The sequence below is a fragment of the Enterobacter cloacae complex sp. ECL411 genome (assembly GCF_021869665.1).
GTDB classification, from domain to species: domain Bacteria; phylum Pseudomonadota; class Gammaproteobacteria; order Enterobacterales; family Enterobacteriaceae; genus Enterobacter; species Enterobacter intestinihominis.
On sequence record NZ_CP091486.1, the window covers coordinates 1,296,589 to 1,316,295 of the forward strand.

Sequence of the window (19,707 nt, forward strand, 5' to 3'; positions counted from 1 at the left end):
AACCACGCCCTGGGGCGTGGTTCTGAATCAAATAACGTCGATTTCGTCGACAGAGGGGTAAATCCAGCTTGGCCGGAACGGCATCGTATCAATGTCATCAAGCTGTGAAACGCCAGAAAGCACCAGGATGGTTTCAAGCCCGGCCTGGAAGCCGGCCAAAATATCGGTGCGCAGGTTGTCGCCAACAATGACGGTTTCTTCTGAGTGTGCCTGCATTGTGTTCAGTGCAGCGCGGATGATCCACGGGCTCGGTTTGCCGACAACAAACGGCTTACGGCCTGAGATTTTTTCGATACCGGCGCACAGCGCACCGCAGGCTGGATAAAAACCACGACCGTGCGTATCCGGGTTGGTGGCGATAAAACGTGCACCATTGGCGACAAAGTAGGCTGCTTTATGCATCATCTCCCAGTTAAAGGAGCGCGTTTCGCCCACGATGACAAAGTCCGGATTCACGTCGGTGATGGTGAAGCCCGCTTTATACAGCTCGTGGATCAGCGCGCCTTCGCCAACCACGTAGGCTTTTTTGCCTTCCTGACGCTTCAGGAAATCCGCGGTCGCCATCGCAGAGGTATAAAACACGCTGTCCGGGACATTGACGCCCGCAGTAGCAAAGCGATTTGCCAGATCCTGACCAGTCTGTGAAGGGTAGTTCGTGAGAAGAACCAGTGGCATTCCTTTGTCGATGATGCGGTGAAGAAACTCCGCAGCACCCGGCACGGCAACGTTGTCGTGCATCAGCACGCCGTCGATATCACAAATTACATTCTTAATGGTCATGGACAATCCGACATCAAAAAAAGAAGGCGTTACTATAAGGTCCGATCAGGATTCCAGCAAATGTTGCAGCAGGATCCCGTTGAGCATGGCACGTTTTACCAGGGCGAATGCGCCAATTGCCGAGCGGTGATCGAGCGTAGATCGCACCACCGGCAAATTCTGGCGAAATGCCTTCAGCGCCTGGGTATTGATGCAGCCTTCAATGGCAGGCAGTAATACTTTTTCGGCTTCAACGATCTCGCCGGCGATCACCACTTTTTGCGGATTAAACAGGTTGATGGCAATGGCGATGGTCTTACCCAGGTGGCGTCCTACCTGTTCGATCACTTCGCAGGCCAGCGCATCGCCTTTGTTTGCCGCTTTGCAGATGGCACCGATCTTACAGTCGCCCAGCGTGACGCGGCTCTGATAACCCTGCTCCAGCAGGTGGCGGACGCGATGTTCAATGGCGGCATTGGCGGCAACGGTTTCAAGACAGCCAAAGTTACCGCAGTGGCAGCGCTCGCCAAGCGGTTCCACCTGGATATGACCGATCTCGCCTACGTTACCGTTACGACCAATAAAAATGCGGCCATTCGAGATGATACCCGCACCTGTACCACGGTGAACGCGCACCAGAATAGAGTCTTCGCAGTCCTGGCTCGCACCAAAGTAGTGCTCCGCCAGCGCCAGCGAGCGGATATCGTGACCAACAAAGCAGGTCAGCTTGAAGCGTTTTTCCAGCGCCTCAACCAGCCCCCAGTTCTCTACTTTAATATGCGGCATGTAGCGAATAACGCCGCTTTCCGGGTCAACCAGACCGGGTAAAATCACCGAGATGGCGATGAGTTCACGGATCTTGCGCTGACAGCTTTCGATAAACTCCGCGATGGTATTCAGTAACGCGTGTTCGAGCGTCTCCTGTGTGCGCTCAGGAAGGGGGTAGTGCTCTTCGGCAATGGCCTTGCTGCTCAGATCGTAGAGCGTAAGCGTGGTGTCATGACGTCCTAAGCGAACGCCAATGGCCTGAAAATTGCGGGTTTCAGTGACGATGGAAATCGCGCGGCGGCCGCCGGTGGAGGCCTGCTGATCCACTTCTTTGATCAGGCCGCGCTCAATAAGCTGACGTGTAATTTTTGTCACGCTGGCGGGAGCAAGCTGGCTTTGTTCGGCTATCTGAATGCGTGAGATTGGCCCGTGCTGGTCAATCAGGCGATAAACTGCCGCGCTGTTAAGTTGTTTAACGAGATCGACATTACCGATTTGAGCTTGTCCGCCTGGTGTCATACTTTTACTTACTCAGTGACGACCTCGTTACCATTAACGATGGTCTTAATAATTTTATAATCGTGTGTGAACGCCGTCAGGTTTGCAACCATACCTGGCGCAATACCGCCGAGCTGTTTATCGACGCCAATAGCGCGCGCCGGATAAAGCGTGGCCATGCGCAGCACTTCCTCAAGCGCAATGCCGCAATGTTCAACGAGGTTACGTACCCCTTCGATCATCGTCAGAGAAGAACCGCTCAGCGTGCCGTTCTCATCCACACACAGTCCATTCCGGTAGTATATTGTTTTACCAGCAAAAATGAACTGGTCAATATTCGCTCCTGCCGGAGCGGTTGCATCCGTGACCAGGCAGAGCTTGTCGCCTTTAAGGCGCTTGGCGTTGCGGATGTTGGTGTAATCGACATGCAAGCCGTCGGCGATAATGCCGCAGTAGACGTCTGGTTCATCCAGAATTGCGCCAACCAGTCCCGGTTCGCGACCGGTAATATACGGCATCGCGTTATAAAGGTGTGTGGCAAATGTAATACCTGCGCGGAAACCGGCCTTCGCCTCTTTCAGCGTCGCGTTCGAATGGCCCGCAGATACCACAATCCCGGCGGCGGCCAGTTTGCTGATAACGTCCGTGCCGGTCATTTCCGGTGCCAGCGTCACTTTGGTGATCACATCGGCATTGGCGCACATGTAATCCACCAGTTCGGCATCCGGTTTGCGCACGTAGTTCGGGTTATGGGTGCCTTTCTTGACCATATTCAGCCATGGTCCTTCCAGGTGCAGACCCAGCGCCTGATTCGGATGTTTTGCCAGGTATTCGCGCATGACGCGGATACCCTGTTTCATCAGGTCATCGCTGCTGGTAATCAGCGTTGGCAGATAGCTAGTGCAGCCCGATTTCTCGTTGGCGTTTTGCATGATTTCCAGCGTTTCAACCGTTACCGCCTCTGCGGTATCGTTAAACTGGACACCGCCGCAGCCGTTAAGCTGTACGTCGATGAAACCGGGGGAGATTACTGCTCCATTGAGGGAACGTTGTTCGATCTCCGGCGGCAGTTCCGCCAGCGGGCAAACACGTTCAATCAGGCCATTGGCGATTACAATCGCATGGTCATCCAGAATTTCATGGCCGGTATAAATCCGACCGTGGGTTAAAGCGTACATATCGACCCCCGGTTAAAAAAGCGACCGCCTCTGATAAAAGAGGCGGTTATTCAATTACAGACCTTTAATGTTCTCAGCTTCCAGCTCGTTGAAGTATTTCAGCGTTTTCACTTTCAGCTCCATGGTGGACGGTTCGTCACACACGACAACCGCTTTTGGATGCAACTGTAAGCAGCTGATCGTCCACATATGGTTCACGTTGCCTTCAACGGCAGCCTGAAGCGCTTGCGCTTTCACTGCGCCCAGTACCAGAATCATCACTTCTTCGGCATCCAGCAGTGTACCCACACCCACGGTCAGCGCGTATTTCGGCACCTGATTGACGTCGCCGTCAAAGAAGCGGGAGTTAGCCACACGCGTGTCATGGGTCAACGTTTTAATACGGGTACGGGAAGCCAGTGAAGATGCCGGTTCGTTGAACGCGATATGACCATCGTTGCCTACGCCGCCCATAAACAGGTGGATTTTACCGTAAGAACGGATTTTTTCTTCATACTGACGGCATTCTGCGTCAATATCAGGCGCGTTTCCATTCAGCAGGTTAATGTTTTCAGCCGGAATATCAACGTGATCGAAGAAATTACGGTGCATAAAGCTGTGGTAACTTTCCGGATGTTCCTTTGGCAGGCCGACATATTCGTCCATGTTGAAGGTCACAACATGTTTAAAGCTAACCTGGCCCGCTTTGTGCATTTCAACCAAAGCCTTATACGCGGTCAGGGGAGTACCACCGGTTGGAAGACCGAGTACGAAAGGACGATCGGCTGTTGGTTTGAACGCGTTGATGCGGTTAACGATATGACGAGCAGCCCATTTTCCGACTTGTTCAGCTGTTGCCAGGGGAATCAGTCTCATTATTCACCTCTAAAGTTTAAGTAAAAGTGGGCGGATGATTAGTGCAACCTGAACTAAGCGTAACCTGGAACCTTTCAGGCCGGATCAATCCGTCTTGATTTTTTGAATGATAAAATAAGTTTTCGTGGTTAGCCAGTGAAAGGGAGGGTTTAATACGATATTTGGTGACAATAATCACAAAAAATAGGTGTTTAATTTGCGATACGAATTAATTTTTCACACACTCACACTGCCAGTGAATCATCAACAGTATCTATCGTTCGTGACACAATAAAAACATAGTTTATGCGCGAGTCTTAACAAAGGGTCTCGTAGGGGGAATAGGATGAATATTTTAGGTTTTTTCCAGCGCCTCGGTAGGGCTTTGCAGCTCCCTATCGCCGTGCTACCGGTTGCAGCGTTGCTGCTGCGATTCGGGCAACCCGATCTTCTTAATGTGCCGTTTATTGCCCAGGCAGGCGGCGCCATTTTTGACAACCTTGCGCTGATTTTCGCCATCGGCGTGGCGTCAAGCTGGTCAAAAGACAGCGCCGGTGCTGCGGCACTGGCAGGGGCGGTAGGTTACTTCATCCTCACGAAAGCGATGGTAACCATCAACCCGGAAATCAACATGGGTGTACTGGCGGGTATCATTACCGGTCTGGTCGGTGGCGCCGTGTACAACCGCTGGGCGGGTATCAAACTGCCTGACTTCCTGAGCTTCTTCGGCGGTAAACGTTTTGTGCCGATTGCGACGGGCTTTTTCTGTCTGATCCTCGCCGCCATCTTTGGCTACGTTTGGCCACCGGTTCAGCATGCTATCCATGCGGGTGGCGAGTGGATCGTGTCTGCGGGCGCAATGGGCGCGGGCATCTTCGGTTTCATTAACCGTCTGCTGATCCCAACCGGTCTGCATCAGGTACTGAACACCATCGCCTGGTTCCAGATTGGTGAGTTCACCAACGCGGCTGGCGCGGTATTCCACGGTGATATCAACCGCTTCTACGCAGGTGACGGCACCGCGGGCATGTTCATGTCCGGCTTCTTCCCAATCATGATGTTTGGTCTGCCTGGCGCGGCGCTGGCAATGTACCTGGCTGCGCCGAAAGCGCGTCGCCCAATGGTCGGCGGGATGCTGCTGTCCGTTGCGATCACCGCCTTCCTGACCGGCGTGACCGAGCCGCTGGAATTCCTGTTCATGTTCCTGGCTCCGCTGCTGTATCTGATGCACGCGATCCTGACCGGTATCAGCCTGTTCGTCGCCACCCTTCTGGGTATCCATGCAGGCTTCTCCTTCTCCGCAGGCGCTATCGACTATGTGTTGATGTACAACCTGCCGGCGGCAAGCAGCAACGTCTGGATGCTGGTGGTGATGGGCCTGATCTTCTTCGTTATCTACTTCGTTCTGTTCAGCGCGGTTATTCGTATGTTTAACCTGAAGACGCCGGGCCGCGAAGATACGAAAGATGATGTTGTGACCAGTGAAGCCAACAGCAATACCGAAGAGGGTTTAACCCAGCTGGCAACCAGCTATATTGCCGCTGTGGGTGGCACCGACAACCTGAAAGCGATCGATGCCTGTATTACCCGTCTGCGTCTGACCGTGGGCGACTCCGCACGCGTGAGCGATGCAATGTGCAAACGCCTTGGTGCGTCTGGTGTGGTGAAGCTGAACAAACAAACCATCCAGGTTATCGTGGGTGCGAAAGCCGAATCTATCGGCGATGAAATGAAAAAAGTGGTTGCCCGTGGGCCGGTCGCTGCCGCCTCAACGGATAACGCGCCAGTGGCTGACGCGCCGGTTGCAAAACCGCAGGCTGTGCCAAATGCGGTGACCATCGCTGCGCTGGTTTCTCCGGTGACAGGTGACGTTGTTGCGCTTGAGCAGGTGCCTGACGAAGCGTTCGCCAGCAAAGCGGTCGGTGATGGCGTGGCGGTGAAACCAACGGACAAAACCGTGGTCTCTCCGGCAGCCGGTACTATCGTGAAAATCTTCAACACCAACCACGCGTTCTGCCTGGAAACGGAAAAAGGCGCGGAGATCGTTGTCCATATGGGTATCGATACCGTTGCGCTGAACGGTCAGGGCTTTACTCGCCTGGTGGAAGAGGGCGCTGAAGTGGCGGCAGGCCAGCCGATTCTGGAAATGGATCTGGAGTTCCTGAACGCCAACGCGCGCTCCATGATAAGCCCGGTAGTGTGCAGCAACATCGACGACTTCAGCGGTCTGGTGATCCAGGCGCAGGGGCAGGTAGTTGCAGGCCAAACGCCACTGTATGAGATTAAAGGCAAGTAATCGCTCCTGAGCAGAGTTATGCCTTTAGCGGCGGGGGATATCCTCCGCCGCTTTTTTTTGCAGCAATTGCCCCCATTATTTTCTTCCGGGACGTTTTAAGGGTTGTCACTACGTCCGGCTTATAAGATCATATGCCGTTATACGTTGTTTACGCTTTGAGGAATCCACGATGAGTGAGGCAGAAGCCCGCCCGAGTAACTTTATTCGTCAGATCATCGATGAAGATCTGGCCAGTGGTAAGCACACCACAGTCCACACGCGTTTCCCGCCGGAGCCAAATGGCTACCTGCACATTGGTCACGCCAAATCGATCTGCCTGAACTTTGGTATTGCGCAAGACTACCAGGGGCAGTGCAACCTGCGTTTCGATGACACCAACCCAGTAAAAGAAGACATCGAATACGTTGAGTCGATTAAAAACGACGTGCAATGGCTGGGCTTCAACTGGTCTGGCGATATCTGCTACTCCTCAGACTATTTCGATCAGCTGTATGCCTATGCGGTTGAACTGATTAACAAGGGTCTGGCATACGTCGACGAGCTCTCTGCTGACGAAATCCGTGAATACCGCGGTACGCTGACTCAGCCCGGTAAGAACAGTCCGTTCCGCGATCGTAGCGTGGAAGAGAACCTGGCGCTGTTTGAAAAAATGCGTGCCGGTGGCTTCGAAGAAGGTAAAGCGTGTCTGCGTGCCAAAATCGATATGGCGTCTCCGTTCATCGTGATGCGCGATCCGGTGCTGTACCGCATTAAGTTCGCAGAACACCACCAGACCGGTAACAAGTGGTGCATCTACCCGATGTACGACTTCACCCACTGCATCAGCGATGCGCTGGAAGGCATTACGCACTCTCTGTGCACGCTGGAATTCCAGGACAACCGTCGTCTGTACGACTGGGTGCTGGATAACATCACCATTCCTGTGCATCCGCGTCAGTACGAGTTCTCTCGTCTGAACCTGGAATACACCGTGATGTCCAAGCGTAAGCTGAACCTGCTGGTCACTGACAAGCACGTTGAAGGCTGGGACGACCCACGTATGCCGACCATTTCTGGCCTGCGTCGTCGTGGCTACACCTCTGCGTCCATTCGTGAGTTCTGCAAACGTATCGGCGTCACCAAGCAGGACAACACCATCGAAATGGCGTCTCTGGAATCCTGCATTCGTGAAGACCTGAACGAAAACGCGCCGCGCGCGATGGCGGTGATCGATCCAGTGAAACTGGTTATCGAAAACTATCCGCAGGGCGGGAGCGAACTGGTCTCTATGCCTAATCATCCGAACAAACCGGAAATGGGCACCCGCGACGTGCCGTTCAGCGGTGAAATCTGGATCGATCGTGCCGACTTCCGCGAAGAAGCGAACAAGCAGTACAAGCGTCTGGTGCTGGGCAAAGAAGTACGTCTGCGTAACGCCTATGTAATCAAAGCCGAGCGCGTAGAGAAAGATGCGGAAGGTAACATCACGACCATCTTCTGTACGTACGACGCAGAAACGCTGAGCAAAGATCCGGCGGATGGCCGTAAAGTGAAAGGCGTAATCCACTGGGTGAGCGCGCAGCATGCGCTGCCGGTTGAGATCCGTCTCTACGACCGTCTGTTCAGCGTGCCTAACCCAGGCGCAGCGGAAGACTTCCTGGCGGTTATTAACCCTGAGTCGCTGATTATCAAGCAGGGGTATGCCGAACCGTCTCTGAAAGCCGCTGAAGCCGGTAAAGCGTTCCAGTTCGAACGTGAGGGTTATTTCTGCCTGGACAGCCGTTACAGCACGGCAGAAAAACCGGTATTTAACCGTACCGTGGGTCTGCGTGATACCTGGACTAAGATCGGCGAATAATAACGCTGCTCTGGTCAATGAGAAACAAACGCCGCGTAATGCGGCGTTTTTTTATTTAACGATCATGTCGTTAAGCATCGGGATAATCTTTTAAAGCCAACATTCCAGGTCAATGTGGTGCTACTTATTTTATTTAAAAAAAGTTTGTTGTTTTCCAAAAACAAAAACGCTGAAAAATATATTCTCAATCTCAATGTTACTTACTGAAAATTAGCGTATTCCCCCGCCAGCACTCGCTTCCCGGTAAATGTTACAAAGCACTACGAAATATGTGCTCTTCGTCATAATCCTGACTTTTGCCTGATTAAAAGCATTGATAATTCGCGTCGCGAAAAATAACCTAAAGACGGTAGTTAATTCGAGGGTATTTCTGACTACCCCTGACCATTTGGTCTTTTCTGTTTTTCGCCGTTTAAGGCGTTTTAATTCGTCAAAGAGGAATAATCTATGCGTACGTTCAGTGGCAAACGTAGTGCGCTGGCGCTGGCTATCGCCGGTGTGACAGCAATGTCGGGCCTGGTGGTTGCGCCAGAGGCAAAAGCAGCAGGTTTCATTGAAGATTCCACCCTTACGGGCGGTATTTATTACTGGCAACGTGAGCGTGACCGTAAAGACGTCACTGAAGATAAATACAAAACTAACCTTTCTCACTCGACCTGGAACGCCAACCTGGATTTCCAGTCGGGATATGCCGCCGATATGTTCGGGATCGATATTGCAGCGTTCACCGCAATTGAAATGGCCGAAAATGGCGACAGCGGCCATCCGAACGAAATTGCGTTCTCCTCCAGCAATAAAGCTTACGACGAAGACTGGTCCGGCGATAAAAGCGGAATCAGCCTGTATAAAGCGGCTGCAAAATTCAAATATGGCCCGGTCTGGGCGCGTGGTGGTTATATCCAGCCAACCGGTCAGACGCTGTTAGCGCCGCACTGGAGCTTTATGCCAGGTACCTATCAGGGCGCGGAAGCCGGTGCTAATTTTGACTACGGCGATGCGGGGGCGTTGAGCTTGTCCTATATGTGGACCAACGAGTACAAAGCGCCGTGGCACATTGAGATGGACAAGTTCTATCAAAACGATAAAAAAACCAAAGTTGATTATCTCCACTCGCTGGGGGCGAAGTACGACTTCAAAAACGATCTGGTGCTGGAAGCGGCTTTTGGTCAGGCTGAAGGCTATATCGATCAGTACTTTGCTAAAGCCAGCTACAAATTTGATATCGCAGGTAGCCCGCTGAGCACCAGCTATCAGTTCTACGGTACGCGCGACAAGGTCAGCGATGGCAGCGTAAATGATATTTATGACGGCACCGCGTGGTTACAGGCGCTGACCTTCGGCTACAAAGTGGGTCAGGTTGATTTGCGTCTGGAGGGTACATGGGTCAAGGCAGAAGGGCAGCAGGGCTATTTCCTGCAACGTATGACGCCAACCTACGCCTCTTCCAACGGTCGTCTGGATATCTGGTGGGATAACCGCTCTGACTTCAACGCCGACGGCGAAAAGGCAGTCTTCTTCGGCGCAATGTATGACCTGAAGAATTGGAACCTGCCTGGCTGGGCAGTGGGCGCGTCCTACGCGTACGCCTGGGACGCGAAGCCAGCGGATATGGCTACGCCAGACGCCTACTACGATCCGAACTACCGTCTGAAAGAGTCTTCATACAGTCTGGATGCGATTTATACCCTGCAGGAGGGTCGTGCGAAAGGCACGATGTTCAAACTGCACTTCACCCAGTATGACAACCACTCCGATATCCCGAGCTACGCGGGCGGTTACGGCAACATCTTCCAGGATGAGCGCGACGTGAAATTTATGGTCATTGCGCCATTTACCATCTTCTGATGAATGCTGCGGCGGGCTGTGTCCCGCCGTTATGGAGACTGAACATGATGAAAAAAAGGGTAATCGTTGCGCTGCTGGCATTAGGGCTGGTGGCGTGCGCGCAGGATCAGGCGCCGAAAGAAGACTCCCGTCTTAAAGAGGCCTACAGCGCGTGCATCAATACCGCACAAGGTTCACCTGAGAAGATTGAAGCCTGTCAAAGCGTGCTGAACGTGCTGAAAAAAGACAAAGCCCATGAGCAATTCGCCACGCAGGAAAACGTTCGCGTGATGGATTACCAGGCCTGTATTCAGGCGCGTAAAACCGGTAACGATCAGGAAGTGGCGAAGCGTTGCGATAAGATTTGGGACGAGATTCGCAATAACAATAAATAAGTTGCTTTACGCCCGGTGGCGCTGCGCTTACCGGGCTTTTTCCAGGCAAAAAAAAGCCAACCTCACGGCTGGCTCAGAGTATGAACACTGACTTATTTTGCGTCGTGCGCATGTTCATTTTCGCGGCAATCACCTTCAGCGCAGTGACCGTACAGGTACAGGCTGTGGTTGGTCAGGCGGATGCCATGACGGGCGGCGATTTCACGCTGGCGTGATTCAATGGAATCATCGCTAAATTCAATGACCTTGCCACAGTCGAGGCAGATCAGGTGATCGTGGTGGTGCTGCTGAGTCAGCTCGAACACGGATTTACCGCCTTCGAAATTATGACGAGTAACAATGCCCGCGTCATCAAACTGGTTCAGCACACGATAGACGGTTGCCAGCCCAATCTCTTCACCCATATCGATAAGACGCTTATAAAGGTCTTCCGCACTGACATGGTGATTGTCTGGCCCCTGAAGCACTTCAAGGATTTTTAACCGAGGAAGCGTTACTTTCAGGCCAGCTTTCTTTAATGCGGTATTGTTGTCAGTCATGCGGAATCTGTCCTGTTGCTAAACGATTCACTTCAAAAGAAGAAGTGACAGAAAATGCACTTGGGATAATGCGTCTCATTATAGAACTGCCATGGCTAAATGGAAACTGCAAGTCTCAAGCAAAGTATGCTTATAAAAACGTGGTATCACCAACAAACTTGTTCGATGGCACCCACTTTTTACCAGGGGGATATTGTACAGGTCTGGACGAAAAAGTTAAAAGTTTGTAGCAATTAATTTAATCGGTTTTACCTGGACAACGGGCGCAACCGGAGTTGCGCCGCAGGGATATCAGGCGTTAAGGATATCGTCCAGGTTCAGCTCTTCACGAACCTGCTTAACCCATTTTTCTACACGCTCTGCGGTCAGCTCTGGCTGACGGTCTTCATCAATGGCAAGGCCAACGAAGTGATCGTCATCTGCCAGACCTTTGGAAGCTTCGAAGTGGTAACCCGCTGTTGGCCAGTGACCAACGATCGCCGCACCGCGCGGCTCAATGATGTCGCGAATAGTGCCCAGCGCATCACAGAAATACTCAGCGTAGTCTTCCTGATCGCCACAGCCAAACAGGGCAACCAGCTTGCCGTTGAAGTCGACTTCTTCCAGCGTCGGGAAGAAATCGTCCCAGTCACACTGTGCTTCACCGTAGTACCAGGTCGGGATGCCCAGCAGCAGGATGTCATAGCCCTCGAGATCTTCTTTGCTGCTCTTGGCGATGTCATGCACATCAGCAACGTCTTTACCGAGCTGTTTTTGAATGTTTTTTGCGATATTTTCAGTATTGCCGGTATCACTGCCAAAGAAAATGCCGATGATTGCCATGAGTAAAATAACCTCTTGAAACTTAATGGTATGGTGGCGCAAATTGTCCACGGATAAGGGCAATAATAGCAGAACAGGCAACCCTGCGGAAACAGCTATCACGCAGGACTGCACTCTGTGCTACATGAAAAAGGTAATATTGGGGATTTTCTGACTCACGCCTTGCCGCGTAACGTCTCAAGCTGGGCGATCAGCATCTCTTCGATCAGTTCGCTGCGGCTGATGTTGCGCGCGTCAGCTAACTCGTTAAGCGCATCGACGGCATCGGCATTCAGCTTGAGTTCGACACGCTTAAGCCCACGATTTTTATCGCGTTTAAGCTGGTTGCGTTTATTGATACGCAGCTGTTCATCGCGCGAAAACGGATTCGTTTTCGGTCGTCCCGGTCGACGCTCATTCGCGAACAGATCTAGTGTCGTACGGTCCGTTTGTTCTTTGGCCATGATTCTGAGACTTCGGGGGAAACACGCCGCCCTGCTAATGCCCGGGCGATAAGCGCGCCATCATACATCACCCAAATCCACACGCCAACGACTGGAAGCCCGTCGTCTTCCGGTCGCTGGCTTTTTAATCAATTCGCTGTATCAGTAAGATAGCGGCGAATGGCGCGCAGGACCGCATCCGGTTTTTCCGCGTGGACCCAGTGCCCGGCACCGGCGATGACGTGAGCGCGAGCCTGCGGAAATTGCGCCAGCAGCGTGTCACGGTACGCGTCAGTGACGTAAGGGGAGTTGCCGCCGCGAATAAAGAGGGTAGGGTGCGGCCAGGCGGGGACATTTTCCCACCCCACAATATGCGAATACTGATCCCACAGTACCGGGACGTTAAAGCGCCATTGTCCGTCAACAAAGGATTTCAGCAGGAACTGGACCACGCCTTCTTCATCGAGATGCTCGCGCATAACGGCTGCCGCCTGCTGGCGTGTGGAGACGCCTGACTCTGTCACAGCATTGATCGCAGCGAAAATCTCATCGTGACGGCGAACGTCGTAATTGACGGGCGCAACGTCAATGACCACCAGACCGGAAATTCGCTCAGGGGCCAGCGCTGTAAGCGCCATCACCGCTTTACCGCCCATTGAATGCCCGATGAGCGTCGCTTTCTGGATATTATTCGCATCGAGGGTGTCACGCAGATCCTGCGCCATGGCTGCGTAGGTCATCTCCTCAGAGCGCCCTGAAAGACCGTGATTGCGCATATCAACCTGGAGGATCTCGTGATCGGTCACTAAATCGCGCGCCAGCACGCCCAGGTTATCCAGACTACCAAACAGGCCGTGAACCAGTACGATGGGAGAATTATTGTTCGGCGATTGTGCAGTTTGCGCTCGGGTATTCAATTTCATGGCAAAGTTCTTTTTTTAGGTTTGTCAGGTTAGGGTATCATGTTGACCATTCTGCCGCCCGGGGGCAAGGATCCAGTTTAATCTGACTTTTGCCGCCAACCTGGTTTGACGCTATCCGCTGTTGGGATTAGACCTTATAATCTCAACGACTTGTATTCAGATAAGATATCGCACTGGATTAAGATGAAAACAATCGAAGTTGATGACGAACTCTATCAGTATATTGCCAGCCAGACGCGGCATATTGGGGAGAGCGCGTCCGACATTTTACGGCGCATGCTTAAAATTTCCGCCGCCTCACAGCCCACTCCTGTCACTAAAGATGTCGTGTCTCAGCCGAGCGTTGTTGCACAAGTAAAACCTGCCGTCATGCCGGCAAAAGACAAAGTGCGCGCGATGCGCGAGCTGCTGCTGTCCGATGAATATGCAGAGCAGAAAAAGGCGGTTAACCGCTTTATGCTGGTGCTGTCTACACTTTACTCACTGGATAACAACGCATTTGCAGAAGCGACAGAGTCGCTGCACGGTCGCACGCGCGTTTACTTCGCAGGTGACGAGCAGACCCTGCTGCAAAATGGCAACCAAACCAAACCCAAACATGTTCCCGGTACGCCATACTGGGTGATCACCAATACCAATACGGGCCGCAAGTGCAGCATGATCGAACATATCATGCAGTCCATGCAGTTCCCGGCGGAATTGATCGAAAAGGTTTGCGGTACAATTTAACCCTTGCATCAGAAGGACCAGGCAATGGCAAATCACAGCCGTGCAGGACAACCTGCACAACAACGCGATTTGATTAACGTCGCTCAACTGACCGCGCAGTACTACGTGCTGAAGCCGGTGGTGGGCAACGCAGAACACGCAGTGAAGTTTGGTACATCTGGCCACCGCGGCAGCGCGGCGCGCCATAGCTTTAACGAACCGCACATTCTGGCCATTGCTCAGGCCATCGCGGAAGAGCGCGCCAAAAATGGCGTCACCGGTCCGTGCTATGTTGGGAAAGATACCCACGCCCTGTCTGAACCTGCCTTTATCTCCGTGCTGGAAGTACTGGCGGCAAACGGCGTAGACGTGATTGTTCAGGAGAACAACGGTTTCACGCCAACGCCTGCGGTTTCTAACGCTATTCTGGTACATAACAAAAAAGGTGGCGCGCAGGCGGACGGTATTGTGATCACCCCGTCCCACAACCCACCGGAAGATGGCGGCATCAAGTACAACCCACCTAACGGTGGCCCGGCGGATACCAACGTCACGAAAGTGGTGGAAGATCGCGCCAACGCGTTACTGGCTAACGGTCTGAACGGCGTGAAGCGCATCTCGCTGGATGAAGCCATGGCGTCCGGCCACGTGAAAGAGCAGGATCTGGTGCAGCCGTTCGTGGAAGGGCTGGCGGATATCGTCGATATGGCCGCTATCCAGAAAGCCGGTCTGAAGCTGGGCGTGGATCCGCTGGGCGGCTCCGGTATTGAATACTGGAAACGCATTGCCGAGCACTACAAGCTGGATCTGACCATCGTGAACGATCACGTCGATCAGACCTTCCGCTTTATGCACCTGGACAAAGACGGCGCGATCCGTATGGACTGCTCCTCCGAATGCGCAATGGCTGGCCTGCTGGCGCTGCGCGACAAGTTCGACCTGGCGTTTGCCAACGACCCGGACTACGACCGCCACGGTATCGTCACCCCGGCTGGGCTGATGAACCCTAACCACTACCTGGCTGTTGCGATCAATTATCTCTTCCAGCATCGTCCGCAGTGGGGCAAAGAGGTTGCGGTGGGTAAAACGCTGGTCTCTTCCGCCATGATTGACCGTGTGGTCGATGCGCTGGGCCGCAAGCTGGTGGAAGTGCCGGTGGGCTTCAAGTGGTTTGTTGACGGTCTGCACGACGGCAGCTTCGGCTTTGGTGGTGAAGAGAGCGCGGGGGCATCCTTCCTGCGCTTCGACGGCACCCCATGGTCAACCGATAAAGACGGCATCATCATGTGCCTGCTGGCGGCGGAAATCACCGCGGTTACCGGTAAGAACCCGCAGGAACATTACAACGACCTGGCGGCACGCTTTGGTGCGCCAAGCTATAACCGTATTCAGGCTGGCGCGACCTCTGCTCAGAAAGCCGCTCTGTCCAAACTCTCTCCGGAGATGGTCAGCGCAAGCACCCTGGCAGGTGACCCGATCACCGCGCGTCTGACGGCGGCACCGGGTAACGGCGCATCCATCGGCGGCCTGAAGGTGATGACCGAAAACGGTTGGTTCGCCGCGCGTCCATCCGGTACGGAAGATGCGTATAAAATCTATTGCGAAAGCTTCCTCGGCGCTGAGCACCGCCAGCAGATTGAGAAAGAAGCGGTAGAGATTGTCAGCGAAGTGCTGAAAAACGCGTAAATGGTGTCTGGTGCGGGCTGATGCCCTCACCCCGGCCCTCTCCCACAGGGAGAGGGAGAAAACAGTGATCTCGTAGACCCGGTAAGCGTTAGCGCCACCGGGCTTCTTTTTTAACTATGCTTATTCTTCAGTTCAAATCTCGGCGATACCAGACCGTACAGCGTCCAGCCCATAAAGGTCACCATCGCGCCATACAGCATCGCCTCCTGACCGGACGAGTAGAGCGCATAGAAGCTGTAAATCGCCCCAATCAGCGCCACGATATTGGCCGCCCGGGCTTTGCGCGGATCCACCTTCGCCACCTTCTGAATAATCACCAGTGCCGCCATCGACAGAATGTACGGAATGATGTTCGTCACCACCGCCAGGTTGACCAGTACATTAAACTGGCTGTTCAGTGACGGGCTGATGGTCATCAGCGACAAACCGCTCTGGAAAATCACAATCGCCAGCATACCCTGTACCGGCGCATCCGCTTTGGTGACGCGGGAGAAGATTTTCGGGAAATAACCTTCGTCAGCGGAGGATTTGAATACCTGGGCGATGGTGAACTGCCAGCCCAGCAGCGAGCCGCAGCAGGACATCACCATCAGTCCCATGATCACTTTCCCTACCTCTGGCGTAAACATCTGCGCAAACGCCAGCCCGAACGGCGCCGTGGAGTTGGCGAGATCCATGTTGGGCACAATTCCCGCAATCACGTTGGTTGAGACGATATAGATCACCGCCGCCCCCAGCGTCCCGCCGAGTACCGCGATCGGCACGTTCTTTTCCGGGTTTTCCACCACTTCCGCATTCGCACAGGCTGACTCCAGCCCGAGGAAAGCCCATAGCGTCATGGCGATGGACGATCCCACGGCGGTAAAGAACGGCACGTGATGCGGGTTCCAGGAATTGGCGTACAGCGTCGGGCTGAACCAGAACCAGCCGATGATGCACAGACCGACTACCGGAATGATCACGCCCCAGACGGTGATGCTGCTGAGTTGTCCGGTGATGCGCGCGCCGCCAAAGTTGGCGACGGTGCAGATCCACAGCACGCCGATGGTCGCCAGCCCAATCTGCACCGGGGTCAGCGTCGCGCCAAACAGCTCCGTACCGTAACCGACAGCGGAGATGGCAATCGCCACGTTGGCGATCAGCAGCGACACGCCGTAGGTATAGTTGGCCATAAAGTTACCGGACTTACCAAACGCATATTCGGCATAGCCGCCCATGCCGCCAGACTTACGGCTGAACATCCCGCACTTGGCAAACGCCCACGCCAGCGCCATTGAGCCGACTGCCGTTACCAGCCAGGAGATAATCGAAATCGTCCCCACTTCAGCGAGCTTGGTGGGCAGCATGATGATCCCGGACCCCATCATATTCACCATGGTGAGGATAGTGAGTTGTACCACGCCCATCTTGTTGGACTTACTCATAATTTTTCTCCTTTCAGCAGAGACGGCTGAGCGGCGGGTTGTTTAATGACGTAGCAGCGTACCTGTTTGCGCCCGTCACACTCCTCGACATAAACCCCCTGTAACTCCGGCGCAAAGCCCGGCAGCAGATTGATCCCGTCTTCCAGCGCGGCGAAATAGCGCAGCACGGAACCGCCCCAGACTTCCCCCGGAACCACGCACAACACCCCCGGTGGGTAAGGCAGCGCGCCTTCCGCGGCGATACGGCCTTCCGCGTCGCGCAGTGACACCAGCTCGACCTCACCGCGCAGATAGGCATAGTTCGCCTCCTGCGGGTTCATCATGACGCGCGGGAAGTGAGACTTGCGGAACATCTCTTTCTGCAACTGCTTCACGTTATGGCGGGCGTAGAGGTCGTGCATCTCCTGACAAATCTGACGCAGGGAATAATCCGCATAACGTTCCGGATGTTGCTTATAAAGAGAGGGCAGAACCTCTTTCAGCGGCACATCGCTCTGGAGCAGTTTTTCGAAGCGCACCAGCTGGGCGACGAGCTGCTGCAATTTGCCCATGTCCTCCGCCGGGGTGAGCAGGAACAGAATGGAATTGAGGTCGCATTTTTCCGGCACGATGCCGTTTTCACGCAGGAAGTTGGCGAGGATGGTGGCGGGCACGCCGAAATCATCATACTCGCCGGTGCGGGCGTTGATGCCTGGCGTGGTCAGCAGCAGTTTGCAGGGATCAATAAAATACTGATGCTCGGCATATCCCTCAAAGGCGTGCCAGCGTTCGCCCGGAACGAAATGGAAGAAGCGCAGATCGGTGGCGATCTCCGCCGTATCCCAGCTTTCCCACGGACGGCCATCCACCGTCTCCGGCACGAACGGGCGAATAAACTGACAGTTCTGAAGGATCAGTTTTCGCGCTTCGATACCCGTCACCACGCAGTCCATCCACATGTTGCGCCCACTTTGCCCCTCGTGCATGCGGGCGTTGATATCCAGGGCGGCAAACAGCGGATAAAACGGGCTGGTGGAGGCGTGCATCATAAAGGCGTTGTTGAGGCGCTTATGCGGGACATAGCGCTGCTGGCCTTTTATGTGGCTGTCCTTCTTATGGATTTGCGAGGTTTGCGAGAAGCCCGCCTGCTGCTTATGCACCGACTGGGTAACCAGAATGCCCGGATCGTTTTCGTTCAGCTCCAGCAGCAGCGGCGAGCAGTCGGCCATCATCGGGATAAACTGCTCGTAACCCACCCAGGCGGAGTCAAACAGGATGTAATCGCACAGGTGACCAATCTTATCCACCACCTGACGGGCGTTATAAATGGTACCGTCGTAGGTGCCCAGCTGGATCACCGCCAGACGGAAGGGACGTTCATCCCGCGCGCGACCAGGCGCGACCTCTGACACCAGTTCCCGCAGGTAACTCTCGTCGAAACAGTGTGCGTCAATACCGCCGATAAACCCGTACGGGTTGCGCGCTGTTTCCAGATACACCGGCGTCGCTCCCGCCTGTAACAGCGCCCCGTGGTGGTTAGATTTATGGTTATTGCGATCGAACAGCACCAGATCGCCTGGCGTGAGCAGGGCATTGAGCACCACCTTATTGGAAGAGGAGGTGCCGTTCAGCACGAAGTAGGTTTTATCCGCATTAAAGACTTTTGCCGCATGCTGTTGGGCGATGCATGGCGCACCTTCATGGATCAGCAGATCGCCCATTGCCACGTCGGCATTGCACAGATCGGCGCGGAAAAGCGTTTCGCCAAAGAAATCGACAAACTGGTTTCCGGCCGGATGGCGGCGGAAGAACTGACCTCCCTGATGTCCGGGGCAGTCAAACGCGCTGTTCCCCTGCTGGACGTAATCGACCAGCGCGCGGAAGAACGGCGGACGGAGCTGGGTTTCGTACTTCTGCGCAGCCGCTTCAAGCTGGCGTCCGTAGTACGCATTGCTGGTGTCGGAGTACTCAAAAACGCCGTGAATACGCGACAAAAATTCAGCCGGAACCCTTTCTTCTTTATGCGTGGCAATAAACACCGGAATACCGAATCCCGTGGCTTCTATTTCTTCTATGGCGCCATTGAAAATATCACTGACGGCCAGAACCACGGCTGCCACATCAATATAATCCGATGCGGTGATATCCACGATCTCGCGCGAAGTGGTAAAGCATTCAGGGCAGGCACGGCTGACGGCAATTTTTAACGTTTTCATCTTTATCTCTTTATTTCAGGCAATATGGGTCCCTCGACTTCTTGCGGTAAAGAAATCGATTTTTTCCGGAAAAAAAAGCAAAGCGTGTCCGCTGATACGAAATCAGTTAATTGCTTTTTTGCTGAGTAGAATTCAGTCCGCCCGGTTGCGGAGAATCTGAATCACAAGGAATGAGCGCAGGTGTTCACAGGCAACAGCCTGTAAAATAGCGTTTTTCAGGATAACCTGTAAGCAGATGCGCCAGAAGTCGAAGGACTACCGGGCGTTAAAGAGATGAAAGTCAAAACAGTTTCGGTGGGCAAACATCATGATATGTGTTGTCCGCCTTATATGGGGCATTAAACGATTATTGTTTTCCATGTTCATTTTCCTTTCAGTAATTGAAAGCACGGTCATTTTATCCAGGAAAAAGGGATTAACTGTGAAACAGATCACCAATAACCGATCATTTCAGAAATAATTAGTCGTTATGAGTGAATAACGCAGATCAAAATGCTGCTTTGTTGGTTTGGTGTTAAATTGGTGTTCTAATTATGTTTAGTGAGGGCGAATATAGGCATGAAAATAATCTCGGCGTTATTTTCATGCCTATATTCAGG

Annotated in this window: 17 protein-coding genes; 6 read left to right on the forward strand and 11 right to left on the reverse strand. The window is 53.5% G+C overall.

Annotated elements, in window-relative coordinates; translation table 11 throughout:
- Positions 1 to 27: 27 nt before the first annotated feature.
- The 4 genes from nagD to nagB are packed head-to-tail and all read right to left on the reverse strand — an operon-like array spanning position 28 to position 4,058.
- The gene (gene nagD, locus L3069_RS06160) at positions 28 to 780 is read right to left on the reverse strand and encodes a ribonucleotide monophosphatase NagD (RefSeq protein WP_003858667.1); all 753 of its coding nucleotides are present in this window, start codon (positions 778 to 780) and stop codon (positions 28 to 30) included.
- A 45-nt stretch (positions 781 to 825) separates the two neighbouring features.
- The gene (locus L3069_RS06165; RefSeq protein WP_023299597.1) at positions 826 to 2,046 is read right to left on the reverse strand and encodes an N-acetylglucosamine repressor; all 1,221 of its coding nucleotides are present in this window, start codon (positions 2,044 to 2,046) and stop codon (positions 826 to 828) included.
- Positions 2,047 to 2,054: 8 nt separating this feature from the next.
- Positions 2,055 to 3,203: an N-acetylglucosamine-6-phosphate deacetylase gene (gene nagA / locus L3069_RS06170; protein ID WP_023299598.1), complete on the reverse strand. Its 1,149-nt coding sequence runs from the start codon at positions 3,201 to 3,203 to the stop codon at positions 2,055 to 2,057.
- Between the two features lie 54 nt (positions 3,204 to 3,257).
- Positions 3,258 to 4,058 carry a glucosamine-6-phosphate deaminase gene (nagB, locus tag L3069_RS06175; protein WP_003858663.1) on the reverse strand — a complete coding sequence of 267 codons (801 nt, stop codon included), beginning with the start codon at positions 4,056 to 4,058 and terminating at the stop codon, positions 3,258 to 3,260.
- Between the two features lie 325 nt (positions 4,059 to 4,383).
- Here nagB and nagE point away from each other — a divergent pair, with 325 nt between their 5' ends.
- The 4 genes from nagE to chiQ all read left to right on the forward strand — a co-directional run bounded on the left by nagE (position 4,384) and on the right by chiQ (position 10,389).
- A complete protein-coding gene (gene nagE, locus L3069_RS06180) occupies positions 4,384 to 6,333 on the forward strand; it encodes a PTS N-acetyl glucosamine transporter subunit IIABC (protein WP_022647444.1) in 1,950 nt (649 codons plus the stop codon).
- Between the two features lie 169 nt (positions 6,334 to 6,502).
- Positions 6,503 to 8,170 (forward strand): glutamine--tRNA ligase, encoded by a 1,668-nt coding sequence (glnS, locus tag L3069_RS06185; RefSeq protein ID WP_015571127.1) that lies wholly within the window; start codon positions 6,503 to 6,505, stop codon positions 8,168 to 8,170.
- A 447-nt stretch (positions 8,171 to 8,617) separates the two neighbouring features.
- Complete coding sequence (gene chiP, locus L3069_RS06195; protein WP_038415689.1) at positions 8,618 to 10,015, forward strand: chitoporin; 1,398 nt, start codon at positions 8,618 to 8,620, stop codon at positions 10,013 to 10,015.
- A gap of 47 nt (positions 10,016 to 10,062) precedes the next feature.
- Positions 10,063 to 10,389 (forward strand): ChiQ/YbfN family lipoprotein, encoded by a 327-nt coding sequence (gene chiQ, locus L3069_RS06200; RefSeq protein WP_038417002.1) that lies wholly within the window; start codon positions 10,063 to 10,065, stop codon positions 10,387 to 10,389.
- A 92-nt stretch (positions 10,390 to 10,481) separates the two neighbouring features.
- Here the strand turns inward: chiQ and fur are convergent, their stop codons facing one another.
- The 4 genes from fur to ybfF form a co-directional block, all read right to left on the reverse strand.
- On the reverse strand, positions 10,482 to 10,928 hold the full coding sequence (fur, locus tag L3069_RS06205) for a ferric iron uptake transcriptional regulator (protein WP_003858655.1): 447 nt from the start codon (positions 10,926 to 10,928) through the stop codon (positions 10,482 to 10,484).
- Between the two features lie 291 nt (positions 10,929 to 11,219).
- The gene (gene fldA / locus L3069_RS06210; RefSeq protein ID WP_003858653.1) at positions 11,220 to 11,750 is read right to left on the reverse strand and encodes a flavodoxin FldA; all 531 of its coding nucleotides are present in this window, start codon (positions 11,748 to 11,750) and stop codon (positions 11,220 to 11,222) included.
- A gap of 155 nt (positions 11,751 to 11,905) precedes the next feature.
- Entirely contained in the window at positions 11,906 to 12,193 is a 288-nt protein-coding gene (ybfE, locus tag L3069_RS06215) for a LexA regulated protein (RefSeq protein ID WP_100167669.1), read from the reverse strand.
- Between the two features lie 128 nt (positions 12,194 to 12,321).
- A complete protein-coding gene (ybfF, locus tag L3069_RS06220; RefSeq protein ID WP_022647446.1) occupies positions 12,322 to 13,095 on the reverse strand; it encodes an esterase in 774 nt (257 codons plus the stop codon).
- A gap of 183 nt (positions 13,096 to 13,278) precedes the next feature.
- Here ybfF and seqA point away from each other — a divergent pair, with 183 nt between their 5' ends.
- Both seqA and pgm read left to right on the forward strand, forming a co-directional pair.
- Positions 13,279 to 13,824, forward strand: a complete 546-nt coding sequence (gene seqA / locus L3069_RS06225; protein WP_003858650.1) for a replication initiation negative regulator SeqA — start codon at positions 13,279 to 13,281, stop codon at positions 13,822 to 13,824.
- 24 nt (positions 13,825 to 13,848) lie between these two features.
- Positions 13,849 to 15,489: a phosphoglucomutase (alpha-D-glucose-1,6-bisphosphate-dependent) gene (gene pgm, locus L3069_RS06230; protein ID WP_023305695.1), complete on the forward strand. Its 1,641-nt coding sequence runs from the start codon at positions 13,849 to 13,851 to the stop codon at positions 15,487 to 15,489.
- Positions 15,490 to 15,599: 110 nt separating this feature from the next.
- Here pgm and potE read toward each other — a convergent pair whose 3' ends face one another.
- From potE to speFL, 3 genes are all read right to left on the reverse strand, one after another.
- A complete protein-coding gene (potE, locus tag L3069_RS06235; protein WP_022647448.1) occupies positions 15,600 to 16,913 on the reverse strand; it encodes a putrescine-ornithine antiporter in 1,314 nt (437 codons plus the stop codon).
- Entirely contained in the window at positions 16,910 to 19,108 is a 2,199-nt protein-coding gene (speF, locus tag L3069_RS06240) for an ornithine decarboxylase SpeF (RefSeq protein ID WP_038415690.1), read from the reverse strand. Before speF ends, potE begins: the two co-directional genes overlap by 4 nt.
- A gap of 255 nt (positions 19,109 to 19,363) precedes the next feature.
- On the reverse strand, positions 19,364 to 19,468 hold the full coding sequence (gene speFL / locus L3069_RS06245) for a leader peptide SpeFL (RefSeq protein WP_003858645.1): 105 nt from the start codon (positions 19,466 to 19,468) through the stop codon (positions 19,364 to 19,366).
- Positions 19,469 to 19,707: the final 239 nt, after the last annotated feature.

Excerpts from the sequence above, each read along its gene's own strand:
- nagA (WP_023299598.1), bottom strand. The coding sequence starts at position 3,203 with ATGTACGCTTTAACCCACGGTCGGATTTATACCGGCCATGAAATTCTG.
- seqA (WP_003858650.1), top strand. The coding sequence starts at position 13,279 with ATGAAAACAATCGAAGTTGATGACGAACTCTATCAGTATATTGCCAGC.
- fur (WP_003858655.1), bottom strand. The coding sequence starts at position 10,928 with ATGACTGACAACAATACCGCATTAAAGAAAGCTGGCCTGAAAGTAACG.
- L3069_RS06165 (WP_023299597.1), bottom strand. The coding sequence starts at position 2,046 with ATGACACCAGGCGGACAAGCTCAAATCGGTAATGTCGATCTCGTTAAA.
- speF (WP_038415690.1), bottom strand. The coding sequence starts at position 19,108 with ATGAAAACGTTAAAAATTGCCGTCAGCCGTGCCTGCCCTGAATGCTTT.
- ybfE (WP_100167669.1), bottom strand. The coding sequence starts at position 12,193 with ATGGCCAAAGAACAAACGGACCGTACGACACTAGATCTGTTCGCGAAT.
- fldA (WP_003858653.1), bottom strand. The coding sequence starts at position 11,750 with ATGGCAATCATCGGCATTTTCTTTGGCAGTGATACCGGCAATACTGAA.
- speFL (WP_003858645.1), bottom strand. The coding sequence starts at position 19,468 with ATGGAAAACAATAATCGTTTAATGCCCCATATAAGGCGGACAACACAT.
- nagE (WP_022647444.1), top strand. The coding sequence starts at position 4,384 with ATGAATATTTTAGGTTTTTTCCAGCGCCTCGGTAGGGCTTTGCAGCTC.
- glnS (WP_015571127.1), top strand. The coding sequence starts at position 6,503 with ATGAGTGAGGCAGAAGCCCGCCCGAGTAACTTTATTCGTCAGATCATC.
- nagB (WP_003858663.1), bottom strand. The coding sequence starts at position 4,058 with ATGAGACTGATTCCCCTGGCAACAGCTGAACAAGTCGGAAAATGGGCT.
- ybfF (WP_022647446.1), bottom strand. The coding sequence starts at position 13,095 with ATGAAATTGAATACCCGAGCGCAAACTGCACAATCGCCGAACAATAAT.
- potE (WP_022647448.1), bottom strand. The coding sequence starts at position 16,913 with ATGAGTAAGTCCAACAAGATGGGCGTGGTACAACTCACTATCCTCACC.
- chiP (WP_038415689.1), top strand. The coding sequence starts at position 8,618 with ATGCGTACGTTCAGTGGCAAACGTAGTGCGCTGGCGCTGGCTATCGCC.
- nagD (WP_003858667.1), bottom strand. The coding sequence starts at position 780 with ATGACCATTAAGAATGTAATTTGTGATATCGACGGCGTGCTGATGCAC.
- chiQ (WP_038417002.1), top strand. The coding sequence starts at position 10,063 with ATGAAAAAAAGGGTAATCGTTGCGCTGCTGGCATTAGGGCTGGTGGCG.
- pgm (WP_023305695.1), top strand. The coding sequence starts at position 13,849 with ATGGCAAATCACAGCCGTGCAGGACAACCTGCACAACAACGCGATTTG.